8 protein-coding genes and 1 pseudogene are annotated in these 12,083 nt (G+C 48.5%); 7 read left to right on the top strand and 2 right to left on the bottom strand.

What is annotated here, in order from left to right:
• Window positions 1–9: 9 nt before the first annotated feature.
• From GCWU000325_RS00855 to GCWU000325_RS00820, 7 genes are all read left to right on the top strand, one after another.
• Window positions 10–4,641: a cobaltochelatase subunit CobN gene (locus tag GCWU000325_RS00855; protein ID WP_006254001.1), complete on the top strand. Its 4,632-nt coding sequence runs from the start codon at window positions 10–12 to the stop codon at window positions 4,639–4,641.
• A gap of 12 nt (window positions 4,642–4,653) precedes the next feature.
• Complete coding sequence (locus GCWU000325_RS00850; protein ID WP_006254000.1) at window positions 4,654–5,361, top strand: NfeD family protein; 708 nt, start codon at window positions 4,654–4,656, stop codon at window positions 5,359–5,361.
• An 8-nt stretch (window positions 5,362–5,369) separates the two neighbouring features.
• Window positions 5,370–5,969, top strand: coding sequence for a MotA/TolQ/ExbB proton channel family protein (locus tag GCWU000325_RS00845; protein ID WP_006253999.1), 600 nt, complete (start codon window positions 5,370–5,372; stop codon window positions 5,967–5,969).
• Window positions 5,966–6,298 (top strand): DUF2149 domain-containing protein, encoded by a 333-nt coding sequence (locus GCWU000325_RS00840; protein WP_006253998.1) that lies wholly within the window; start codon window positions 5,966–5,968, stop codon window positions 6,296–6,298. Before GCWU000325_RS00845 ends, GCWU000325_RS00840 begins: the two co-directional genes overlap by 4 nt.
• A 768-nt stretch (window positions 6,299–7,066) precedes the next feature.
• Window positions 7,067–7,498, top strand: a complete 432-nt coding sequence (locus GCWU000325_RS00830; RefSeq protein ID WP_006253995.1) for a helix-turn-helix domain-containing protein — start codon at window positions 7,067–7,069, stop codon at window positions 7,496–7,498.
• 70 nt (window positions 7,499–7,568) lie between these two features.
• Entirely contained in the window at window positions 7,569–8,861 is a 1,293-nt protein-coding gene (locus GCWU000325_RS00825; protein ID WP_006253994.1) for an L-cysteine desulfidase family protein, read from the top strand.
• A 198-nt stretch (window positions 8,862–9,059) separates the two neighbouring features.
• A complete protein-coding gene (locus GCWU000325_RS00820; RefSeq protein ID WP_006253993.1) occupies window positions 9,060–11,240 on the top strand; it encodes a S8 family peptidase in 2,181 nt (726 codons plus the stop codon).
• Window positions 11,241–11,501: 261 nt separating this feature from the next.
• Here GCWU000325_RS00820 and GCWU000325_RS12485 read toward each other — a convergent pair whose 3' ends face one another.
• Together GCWU000325_RS12485 and GCWU000325_RS12310 are read right to left on the bottom strand one after the other, a co-directional pair.
• A complete protein-coding gene (locus GCWU000325_RS12485) occupies window positions 11,502–11,630 on the bottom strand; it encodes a hypothetical protein (protein ID WP_262480462.1) in 129 nt (42 codons plus the stop codon).
• Between the two features lie 299 nt (window positions 11,631–11,929).
• Window positions 11,930–12,083 (bottom strand): annotated as a pseudogene (locus GCWU000325_RS12310) (IS4 family transposase); the annotation flags it as partial.

Here is a 12,083-nt window from a genome sequence, read left to right as displayed (position 1 = left end):
TAACCCTCTATGAAAAAGAAAAAGTTAATCTTGGGCGGGTTGGCCGTTGCGCTTGTCGCAATTCTGCTCGCTTTTGTGTGGATAAAATGGTGTAGTGCGACGAGGATAGGCTTCCTCCATTACCAAGCTATTGATCTCGGACAAATAGCTAAGGCCAATGATAACGGATTTGTGAAACTGGAAGAAGTAAGTCTGGAGCAGCTCGGCGACTTAGACGACTACGACATGGTTTTTGTGAATGGCATGGGCCTACGACTTACGCAAGAACAACGTGAACAAATCCAAAAAGCCGCCGATAAAGGCTTGCCAATGCTGACGACGATGTCCACAAACCCGGACAACAATTTTAATACGCTCGATTCCTTGCAAACGGATACGCTTCAAAAGTATTTGGGAGAGGGAGGTTATGAAAACTATCGCAGTGTGTTGAATTACGTGCGTCGATATATTGACAAGAAATTCCTGTCTAATCCTGAGCCGAAGCCTCTTGTAGCTCACGCAATGGGCGTATTGTATCACCCAAATTTGGATGATAAGGACGGAGAAGATTTAGAATTCAAGACGGTTGCCGAATACAGACAATTCTTGCAGAAAAACAAACTTTGGAAACCCAATGCGCCAGCAGTTGTTCTCACAGGTGTGATGGGAGATCCCAGAGATTTGATTGCGAAATTAGAAGAATCGGGCAAGGTCGTTTATCCTTTGCATAATCTGCCTAAATTCTTGCAGAGCGAAGCGGCGGATAGTATCTTGCCGGCCGCAGTTGTGAATATGGCCCACGGGCGTTTGGGTGATGCCGTCGTAGATTATCTTACGCAAGCCAATATTCCTCTCTTCTCGCCCTTGAATGTCAGTCGTCCGGTCGAAGACTGGGAGCAGGACAAAATGGGAATGAGTGGCGGCTTTTTGTCGCAGAGTGTTGTGACGCCGGAGATTGATGGCGCCCTCCGCCCCTTTGCTCTCTTTGCTCATTATAAAGGGAAAGATGGTGTTCCTTACGTGGCTGCAATTCCTGAGCGCTTAGCAACTTTCGTTGAAACCATCACGCGTTATATCGATTTAAAGCGCAAAGCAAATCAAGATAAGCGCGTAGCCATTTATTATTATAAAGGTCCGGGCCAAAACGCTCTCACCGCCGCTGGTATGGAAGTCGTACCATCTCTATATAATTTGCTGAAGCGCCTACAGCAGGAGGGCTATAATGTATCCGGCCTTCCCGCCTCTCCGCAAATACTTGGTCAGATGTTGCAAGCGCAGGGCGCCGCCTTTGGTTTGTATGCGAAAGGTGCATTTTCTAACTTTATGCGTACAGGTAAGCCCGAACTGATCAATAAGAAACAATACGAAAGTTGGGTTAAGCAAGCCTTGCGTCCCGAAAAGTATGCTGAAGTCGTCAAAGCAAACGGCGATTTCCCCGGAGCGTATATGTCTACCGCCGATGGGCGCCTTGGCGTGGCTCGTTTGCGTTTTGGCAACGTCGTCTTATTGCCACAAAATGCGGCAGGAAAAGGCGACAACGCTTTCAAAATCGTTCACGGAACGGATGCCGCTCCGCCGCATACCTATATCGCTTCCTACCTTTGGACGCGCTTTGGTTTCAAAGCAGATGTACTCATCCATTTCGGTACACACGGCAGCCTCGAGTTTACGCCTCACAAACAAGTTGCTTTGAGCTCGCTTGATTGGCCCGATCGCTTAGTCGGTCCTTTGCCGCATTTTTATATTTACTCTATAGGCAATGTCGGGGAAGCGCTCATTGCCAAGCGCCGCTCCTATGCCGGACTCATCTCCTATTTAACGCCGCCTTTCTTGGAGAGCAATACCCGCAGCATCTATCAAAGTTTGGAAGAAAAAATCAAAATCTTCAATGCGAGAGTGGCTGATGGAAACAAAGCGGCTATTGATCGCGCCTCACTTGACGTAAAAGCGCTTGCGATTAAGTTAGGCATACAGCGCGAATTGGAGTTGGACGCCGATATGAAAAAGCCCTATACGGAAGATGAAATCTTGCGTATAGACAATTATGCCGAAGAGATTGCTACTTCCAAGATTATTGGCCAGCCTTATACCTTGGGCGTTCCCTACGAACCTCAACGTATTCAGAGTAGCATCTTTGCGATGTGCACGGATCCTATAGCTTATTCCCTTTTAGCCTTGGATAAGATGCGTGGTAAAGCCGATGATTCCACGTTAAAACATAATGCGCTTTTCACACAACGCTATTTGAATCCGGCCCGTGCTCTTGTCGGCCGTATTTTGACCAATCCGGCTGCGGCTACTGACGCACTTATCTGCAACGTAGCTCATATTACGCCCGCTGAGTTGCAGCGTGCCCACACTATATATAATGTATTGTCTGCCCCCAACGATCGTATGGCGATGATGATGGGCGGTGGAGGCGGTGGTAAGCCGAATGCTAAGATGATGCAGGCTATGCAAGCTATGATGAAGCAAGCGCAGCAGTCGGCGACTCAACCATCAAAGCGTCCGGCTCAATCTTCGTCGGCGCGTGGTAAGCAAAAGACCTCTTCTAAAGCTCCTCAAACGATGGGCAAAATGCCTAAGGCAGGCGGCAAACCTGATGCAGAAGCGATGAAGGCAATGCATGAAATGGCTGCAAAAGGCGAAAGACCAAGTCCGGAAGCTCTTGCGATGATGAGAGCAATGGCTGCAAAAGGCGGGAAGCCCGACCCCGAGGCAATGAAAGCGATGAAGGCGATGATGTCTGGTGGAGATGCGGCAGAAGCAAAAGAAGCATCTGCGCAGCATTCATCAGCGTCAACGCCGACTAAATCACAGCGCGCGAAAGACGGCAAATCTAACCGTAAGTCTCAGGCCGCTGCTGCCAAAGTTCATCCTATGGCAGCCAATAAGCAAAAGTCGAAGACCGCTACTTCCTCACAAAGTTCCGGTGCTATGATGTCCGCTATGATGAAAGCATCGCAGCGTCCGAAATTCACGAAGCAGGAGAAAGACTTCGCCTATGCTGTGATGGAAGTCGAGCGTACGATCAAAAACATCCAACGTTATAAGCAAGCCTTATGGGAATCTCCTCAAATGGAGTTGAATGCACTCCTCAACGCAATGAGCGGCGGCTATACGAAACCTTCTCCCGGTGGCGATCCTATCGTGAATCCCAATACCTTGCCCACGGGGCGTAACCTTTTTGGTATCAATGCTGAAAACACGCCTTCAGAATCTGCTTGGGAGAAAGGAAAAGAGTTGGCCGAGAATACAATTTCGCTTTACCGCAAGCGCCATAAAGGAGAATATCCACGCAAAGTCAGCTACACGCTGTGGAGCGGCGAGTTTATAGAGACCGAAGGCGCCACGATAGCCCAAGTACTTTATATGCTTGGTGTCGAACCTATTCGCGATAGTTTCGGTCGCGTCACAGACTTACGCTTGATTCCTTCGCGCCAATTGGGCCGTCCGCGTATAGATGTCGTTGTGCAGACCTCAGGTCAGTTGCGTGATTTGGCTGCGTCCCGTCTCTTCCTTATCAATCGGGCTGTGGAGATGGCCGCTGCCGCTAAGGACGAAGCCTATACCAATCAGGTCGCAGCTGGTGTTGTCGAGGCCGAACGCACGCTGACGAAGAAAGGCGTTTCGCCAAAAGCGGCGCGAGCAATGGCTACCCGTCGCGTATTTGGCGGCGTAAATGGAGGCTATGGAACGGGAATTCAAGGAATGGTAATGAGCAGCGATCGCTGGGAGAAGCGTTCTGAGATTGCTGATACTTATATCAATAATATGGGAGCTTTCTATGGCGATGAGAAAGAATGGGAAGCTTTCGATCAGTTTGCCTTTGAAGCTGCCTTAACGCGGACCGACGTCGTTATTCAGCCGCGCCAGAGCAACACGTGGGGAGCTTTGAGTCTCGACCACGTATATGAATTTATGGGCGGTTTGAACCTCTCCGTCAAGCAAGTGACGGGCAAGGAGCCTGACGCCTATCTGAGCGACTACCGCAACCATAACCGTATGCGGATGCAGGAAGTGAAAGAGGCTATCGGCGTAGAGAGCCGCACGACCTTGTTCAATCCTACTTATATCAAGGAGCAGATGAAGGGAGAGGCGAGTGCGGCCAACGGCTTTGCAGAATTGGTGCAGAACACCTTTGGCTGGGAGGTGATGAAGCCGGGCGCCATCGACGAGGAGATGTGGACGGAGATCTATGACGTATATGCGAAAGACAAGTTCAACTTAGGCTTACGCAAGTACTTTGAAGATCGCAACCCTGCCGCCTTGGAGGAGATCTCGGCCGTGATGCTTGAAGCGGCGCGCAAGGGGATGTGGAAGGCCAACCCGACGCAGGTGCGCGAACTGGCCAAACTGCATACTGATCTTGTGAACAAATATAAGCCGTCCTGCTCCGGCTTCGTCTGCGACAATGCTAAGTTGCGCAACTTCATAGCTTCCAAGTCCGATGCCGCAACGGCTAAGGCCTACAAAGCAAATATTGACGATATACGTGCTGCGAAAGGCAAAGACGGCAAAGTCTTGAAGAAGGAGGAGTTAACCCCGGAAGAGCAAAAGCGTAGTCAGTGGATCAACGGTGCACTGATGGTGGGCTTGATCATTGTTATCTTCGGTGGACTCCTATGGATTGTGCGCCGCAATCGGAAGCGTCGCCAATAAACGCTTGTTACGATGGAACAATTGTTCACTTTATTGCTACTATTGGTTTGCTTCAATTTCGTGTTGAAGCAAACCTTTGTCTCCGTGCGGGCTATGCTCTTTACGACGGTCGCAGTTTGTAGTTTTACTTACGCAATGTGGCCTTATGCAATCGAGCAATCGAGCACGCAGATTGCTACGTGGTTAGCCACGCCCACGCTGATGCGCGACCTGGCTGTAGTGCTGAGTCTCGACGTTTTGATTCAAGCAGCTTTCTGTTTGCGCATCGCCCGAAGAGATCGTTCGCGCGCTCGCGACAATCGATGGCAGCGCTATTTGGATGTGTTTCTACGCTTCTATCCCGGCTTTTTTATCTTCCCCGCCGCGTTTAGCCTGCTCACAGCTTGCATCTTTGCCTTTCCCGGTGTCGACTTCACCCTCGTTGCTGCGGGGGTGAGCGGCACGCTGCTGATGTTGCTTATCGCAGCATCCTTTGGTTTGCGCCGCATGCTGATTGATCGCGATACGCGATTGGAATTGCTCTTCCTGACCAACGTCTTGGTGGCACTTATCGGTGTCATCGTGACGGTCAATGGTGCTACCGGTGCCGTCTCGACCAACAATGTCGATTGGCGAGCTTCGCTGCTCGTTCTCTCAATCGCAGCCGGAGGCGCTGTAGTCGGATGCTTGCTGCGCCGATTCAAGATTAAATATGATCACAATAAATTTACTCGTAAATAACTCGTTATATGAATTACATTTCAGACATACTTTTTTGGATTTCTACCGGTCTGCTCATTCCGGTTATCGTCTTACTAATTCTTTTGTTTGGGCGAGCACTCCTGCTCATCGGGAGCTTCTTCGGTCAATACTTAAGTGTGCGCAAGGCGCAGGCCACGGTCAATGCTGCCCTGAAAGATTTAACGCCGGAAAGCTTGGATGCCGTAGCCGAAAAGCTTCCGCACAATTCTACAGCTCCGGTCATCTGCTCTCTCTTGGCCATCTTGGAGCATCGCGATCAGCCTGCCGAAGTGCAGCGGCTGATTTCCGATTACGAACTGCTCATGGAGAAGGAACTCAATGCGCCCAAGACGCTGGCTAAGATGGGCCCTATGCTCGGTTTGATGGGAACGCTCATCCCGATGGGGCCGGCTTTGGTCGGCTTGTCCAAGGGCGACATCGCCTCGATGGCTTATAATATGCAGGTGGCCTTTGCCACGACCGTTGTCGGTTTGTTTGCAGCCGCCATCGGCGTCATTACGCAACAGACGAAACGGAGATGGTTTATGTACGACTTGACCCGACTCGAATATGTAGCCGATCTCATTCATCAAAAGTCTGAAAAATGAGACGCCGAAGAAGATTTATGGATACGGAGGAAGAGGTTAACCCGATGAACGTTGTCGGTAATCTCTTCGACGTTGCCATGGTGTTTGCCGTGGCTCTGATGGTAGCCCTCGTCACGCGATTTAATATGACCGAAGTCTTTAGTCAGTCCGACTATACTATGGTAAAAAATCCGGGCAAGGATAATATGGAAATCATAACCAAGAAAGGCGATAAGATAGAGCGTTATACGCCTTCGCAGGATCAGACAAACAAAGACGGAGCGCGAGGAAAGAAAGTGGGCGTGGCTTATCAGTTGGAGAATGGAGAGGTAATTTATGTGCCTGAATAGGCCTTGCCGGTTCCTTATGTCCCATTGATGAGCGGCCATTATTTGTTGAGGTTAGGTAACGAGGGGGAAGCAATGCGTTTGCTTCTCCCTCGTTGTTTGTTGGCACTTTTTTCGTTCGCGCCGGTCTGCCGCGCCGCGCTTTAATGCTTCCGATTGTCTTATAAGTATTTGATTGTTTGTTGCTTTAAGTATAATAAATAAGGGCGTCCTACTGATTGCCTGACGCATCGATCCTTTGTCGTCCATTGTTTGCCGGCAGCAAACGATAGTTTGCTCGCGCCAAACGATGGTTTGCCGGGACCAAACGATGGTTTGGTGGGGCCAAACAATTATCCAATCAACTTTCGAGTTTCAAAAACACTTCTTTTTGCCCGCTGTTTCCGGTTTCGCTATTCATAATTGGCGAGATCCTTTACCTGAGTTTGCTACGAGCTAAGCCTGAATGCAATATGCTCGGTCGGTTTTGAATTTTCTGTCATAATTTTTCGCGCACTTTTGCCGTCAATCAGTACTTGCTCAAATTGTAGCCTGATCTTTATTCCTACATACTGAGGAAGTCGAATTTTTACATAAGATTTTTCTAAAATAAGATGCGTAAATGGTGCTCTGCGGCTTTAGCATTCTTTGTATTTTGTAAGTTCAGAGTGAAAAGACTACTAAACAAAAGCGCATTCAAAGCGTTTGGGAGAAAATATTTATAGAACTACTTGCGCAAAAAAAAGAGAAGCTATATCTTTGCGCTAATCCAACTTACACAATAGTAATATCATGAAGGATTCAAATACTTCAAAGTCGAAAGAGAGAGCTTCCTACGCGAGGATACGTGACGAATTATCTGACAAGCTTTTTGTCCAAATCGTTGAAAAATTAGGCGTCGAAAAACGCTATTTGGATCCGGATTATTCTGCGAAGAAACTGGCGATTGATTTGCACACGAATCCGCGCTACATCTCTGTGGTCGTAGGGCTGCACACGGGGGATAACTACAATGCACTGGTAAACGGCTATCGCCTGCGCGATGCTTGCCGAATGCTACGCAGCCCAAGATATAGTGAATATACAATTGAGGAAATCGGTCTGATGTGTGGCTTCTCCTCGCGCCAAGCCTTTTATCTGGCTTTCCATCGCGAGCGGGAAGTAACGCCCAAACAATATAGAATGGACGAAGACGTCGATCAATGGGAGGAGGAAAAAGTTTGAACCCAACCAAAATAGAGCGGCGATAATCGCACTGCAGGGCCTACAACAAAGCAACTTGTTAAAACCATTTATGATCAATAAAGAAGAACGCGAAGCGATTATTCGCATAATTAAAAAAGGAGTAGTGCCGGCCATAGGCTGTACGGAACCGGTCTGCGTGGCGCTGGCCACGGCTAAAGCCACAGAGCTGCTGGGGCAAAGACCGGAGCGCGTAGAGGTAAGGCTTAGTGCCAATATTCTGAAAAACGCGATGGGCGTAGGCATACCCGGGACGGGAATGGTCGGACTGCCGATAGCCATAGCCTTGGGTGCACTTATCGGAAAGTCGAGCTACGGACTCGAAGTTTTGAAGGACTGCACGCCGGAAGCGGTGGCAGAAGGTAAAGCTTATGATGAGGCGGGGCATATCCAAATCTCCTTGGCTGAAGATGCGCCCGACAAACTTTTTGTCGAAGTAAAGGCCATCGCCGGTGAACACAGCGGGACGGCAGCCATCGCGCGCCAACACACTAACTTCATTTTGGAGAAGAAAGGGGAGGAGGTCTTGCTCGAAAAGCAGTTGGGCGCTGTGGAAGCAAAAGTCGACGACGATGATACGCCCGAACTTACGCTGCGCAAAATCCACGAGTTTGCCACGACAACTCCGATAGAAGAACTCGAATTCATCAACGAAGCAGGTAAAATGAATCTCCAGGCAGCCCAAAAGTCTTTGGAGGGCAACTATGGACATAAGCTCGGCAAAATTCTTTCGCGCCCGATGGGCCGAGGAATAATGGGGGATAGCATCTTTTCACATATCCTTTCGAGCACAACCTGTGCTTGCGATGCGAGAATGGCGGGCGCGATGATTCCTGTTATGAGCAACTCGGGCAGTGGTAACCAGGGAATCTGTGCAACTAACCCCGTAGTTGTCTTCGCACGGGAAAACCATAATACGAACGAAGAGCTGACACGCGCCTTAACGCTTTCTCATCTTACGGCAATCTATATAAAGATGCGTCTTGGCGCGCTTTCAGCGCTTTGCGGATGCGTTGTGGCTGCCACGGGATCAAGTTGCGGTATTACATATTTAATGGGTGGTGAATACAGACATATGACTTATGCCATCCAAAATATGATTGCGAATCTTACAGGTATGATTTGCGACGGTGCGAAGCCGAGTTGCGCGCTCAAACTCACGACCGGCGTCAGCACAGCCGTATTGTCGGCGATGATGGCTATGCAGGAAGAATCTGTAACTTCAGCTGAAGGCATTATCGACAAAGATGTGGAGAAGAGTATCCTGAATCTCGTCTCCATCGGATCGGGCTCAATGAACGAAACCGACCGCTGTGTGCTCGATATTATGACTAGTAAATCGTAAACAACAAGCCCGCGCCGGCGGCCGGCAAGCCGGCCTGCCGCGCAGGCTCAACATAAGAGGGCAAAACTTAAATCTTTTTCCTTCGAAGCAAAATTTGGCGAAAAAAACACGTATTATATAATAATATTGTTACATTCTTGTTGGCTGTTAAAGAAAAGTTTTTCTATCTTTGTGCCCGTCTATAATCCAAAAAGAAAAATGAAAGCTAATTATCTCCTTACCGGGGCCTTTCTTTTGTTTGCTGCAGCAGCGCAAGCTCAAGTGCCCAAATTCAATACTGGTAAGAAAATGAATGGTGTCTTGGAGCAGCTTGTCTCTAACGGCACTAACGTCGTAGTAAATAAAGAAGGTAAGCACATTCTTACAAAGCAAGCGAGCGACGCTCCCGTTGCTGTGATCATCAGTGCTTCAGATGCGAAGAGCGTAGCAGACAAAATTGAAGCTGAAGGCTATGTTTCTACCGTGATTAGCAATACACTGTTGACGGCAAGTGTGCCTGCCGCTTACTTAACTCAGTTGGCAGCAGACGAAAATGTGCTTTACATCAACCCGACACGCGTTTTAAAGCCCACAATGGACAATACTCGTAAGGTTACGGGTGTAGATAGTGTTCACCAAGGCAAAGATTTGGAAACGCCCTTCAAAGGTGCCGGCGTTTTAGTCGCAGTTATCGACCAAGGCTTCGAGTATAAGCACATCGCATTCAACGATGCGGACGGCAAAACTCGTATTAAGCAGTTGTGGAATCGCACAAATTACTACACGAATCCTAACGCAACGGTGCCGACAGAAAACATCCCTTCAGGCGGTGACGGAATGGCGGCCAATGGTCACGCAACTCACGTGACGAATACTGCAGCCGGTTCCGACGTAGGTAATGGTTTGTATGGTAATGCTCCGTTGGCAGATCTCTATCTCATACCTTCCAGCTTTATGGACGGAGAGTTGATCGAGGACGTTAAGAAAATCAAGGAGTTTGCTAAGAGCAAAAACATGCCTTATGTCATCAACATGAGCTTTGGCTCGCAACTCGGCCCGCACGATGGTTCGCAGCCGACTGATCAGGCTATTAATAACTTCTTGAAAGAAGGAAAAGGATTCGTTTGTGCCGCGATGGGTAACGAGGGCGACTTGGCTATCCACGCGACTCACGCATTTACGAGCGACGGCGAAACGAAAAGCGTCCTCGTGAAGACGCCTAACAAAAACATGGGTGCATATTCGCAGATCATGGGTCAGCTTTGGGCGCAGAATACCGATGGTACGAAGCACATAACCTTTAAGCCTTTCTACTTCTTAAAGGGAAAGAAGACTTATATCACGTCTGCGCAGCTCAAGCAAATGCAAAATGCAGGCTTTGCAGTCTTCTCTGATGAAGTAAACCCCTACAACGGTAAGCACCACTTCGATTTCCGCTTGGTTGTAGAAAGCATGGGTCGCCTTTTAGGTGCAACCGGTGCTGAGTTCGGTGTAGAAATGGAAGGTAATAATGGTGATGTCGTTCACGGATGGTTGAATGACGGCTACGGAACATTCAAGCGTCCGGCCGGAGCAGTTGCAGAATTTATCAATCCGGATCATGATTATTTGGTTGGCGAAGGTGCTGCATCCATCCCCCACGCATTTGGTGTCGCAGCTTTCGCAGCTACGAATAAGTACAAGTCAGCTATCAACAACCAAACCTATACGCAAGGCGGCCAAGACGTAGGCGACATTACCTTCTTCTCAAGTCCCGGTCCTTGGCTCGGTCCGATCGACAAACCAACTATTGCTGCGCCGGGCTTCTTGGTTAAATCTGCAATTTCTCAGTATGACAAGGCATTCTCTTCGACTGATTATAGCATCGTAGACATCCAAAAGAAAGGCCTCAAAAAGTACTATTACGGCCAAATGAGTGGAACTTCTATGGCTTCTCCCGCAGCTACGGGTATCGTAGCCCTTTGGTTGTCCGCCAACCCTGATTTGACGTACGATCAGATGATAGAAATTTTCAAGGAGACCGCAAATCACGACAGATATGCTAAGCCCGGATGGAACAAAAAGTTCGGTTATGGTAAGATCAATGCTTACAAAGGTTTGAAGAAGGCTTTGCAAATCAAGACTGGTGTTGGCGTTCTTGACATCCCGACCAACTCTACGACGCCGATCTCCATCTCTATGCAGCCGGATGCTTGGCAACTGCTCTTCAACAACAACGAAACTTACGCTAACATTGCCGTATATACGATCGATGGTAAGCAAGTGCTGCGCCGCACGCTGAATGACGTTCGTTGCGGTCAAGAAGAGACGATCAACCTCAACGAGTTGAATGCCGGTGTTTACATCTTGCGCGTCGATACTTCAAATGCAAACATCACACGTAAAATTTCAGTTCGCTAATCTTCGTCCATAGGATTAGAATATATTTATCCTGCCGCCTCGATGTCCTCGAGGCGGCTTTTTTTTGTAGGTCACGGCCGGCTGCAGTCCTTATAGCCGACCCTGCCATCTTCCCCCAAGCCGACTCCGACTACCCCTAATTTTCTACATGCCTCTACCGGGAAGCGTCGCATCACGAAGGCGGCCATACAGGTTGATATTTTCACCCTGTTAGGCAAATTTTGTTTCTGTAAATTGCTGTTTTTCTGTTTCTTGCTCTCTTTATCTTGCTTGGTGCGTCAAGTCCGTTTTCGTCTGCATCTTATAAGATAAAGAGAAACGACGAATATTAAACGCTTCGTTGCCAATGCTTCCTTCCCTTTGCTCCATCGCTCTGTTACGAGCGCTCATTTATCGCTGATCATTTCTTGCTAATTTATGGTTTGGCTGCAGCAAACCATCGTTTGCCGCGACCAAACCATCGTTTGCCGGCAGCATACTATCGTTTGGTGGGAGCAAACGATACGTGGGTAGGATTAAATGAGGAAATAAAACGCTTCTTGTTTTGAAAATGAATTGGAACAGAGTTGGTTAATGCGTTCTGTAATCTTTATTATTGCTGTCCGATAAACGTCAAAAAGAGTAGGAAAGACCGCCTCAATCGCTGAAACAATGCGGTTGAGGTTCTCTTTTTGGCATTCCAAGCCCCCCTAATCAAAAAGCGAAGGCATTTGAGGGCTTTCGGCCGCTTCTTTCAGGCATGCTTCCCAATCTTTTTCGGGATGATTAAAGAGGCTGTAGAAATCCACATAGTACATCAGTGTTATCCTGACCATTGTGGCCAACCCCGAAAAGCTCCAAGAG

It is taken from the genome of Alloprevotella tannerae ATCC 51259, from assembly GCF_000159995.1.
In the GTDB taxonomy this organism is placed as follows: domain Bacteria; phylum Bacteroidota; class Bacteroidia; order Bacteroidales; family Bacteroidaceae; genus Alloprevotella; species Alloprevotella tannerae.
This window is presented reverse-complemented; position numbering and strand designations above follow the sequence as displayed.

Excerpts from the sequence above, each read along its gene's own strand:
- GCWU000325_RS00850 (WP_006254000.1), top strand. The coding sequence starts at position 4,654 with ATGGAACAATTGTTCACTTTATTGCTACTATTGGTTTGCTTCAATTTC.
- GCWU000325_RS00825 (WP_006253994.1), top strand. The coding sequence starts at position 7,569 with ATGATCAATAAAGAAGAACGCGAAGCGATTATTCGCATAATTAAAAAA.
- GCWU000325_RS00845 (WP_006253999.1), top strand. The coding sequence starts at position 5,370 with ATGAATTACATTTCAGACATACTTTTTTGGATTTCTACCGGTCTGCTC.
- GCWU000325_RS00840 (WP_006253998.1), top strand. The coding sequence starts at position 5,966 with ATGAGACGCCGAAGAAGATTTATGGATACGGAGGAAGAGGTTAACCCG.
- GCWU000325_RS12485 (WP_262480462.1), bottom strand. The coding sequence starts at position 11,630 with ATGAGCGCTCGTAACAGAGCGATGGAGCAAAGGGAAGGAAGCATTGGC.
- GCWU000325_RS00820 (WP_006253993.1), top strand. The coding sequence starts at position 9,060 with ATGAAAGCTAATTATCTCCTTACCGGGGCCTTTCTTTTGTTTGCTGCA.
- GCWU000325_RS00830 (WP_006253995.1), top strand. The coding sequence starts at position 7,067 with ATGAAGGATTCAAATACTTCAAAGTCGAAAGAGAGAGCTTCCTACGCG.
- GCWU000325_RS00855 (WP_006254001.1), top strand. The coding sequence starts at position 10 with ATGAAAAAGAAAAAGTTAATCTTGGGCGGGTTGGCCGTTGCGCTTGTC.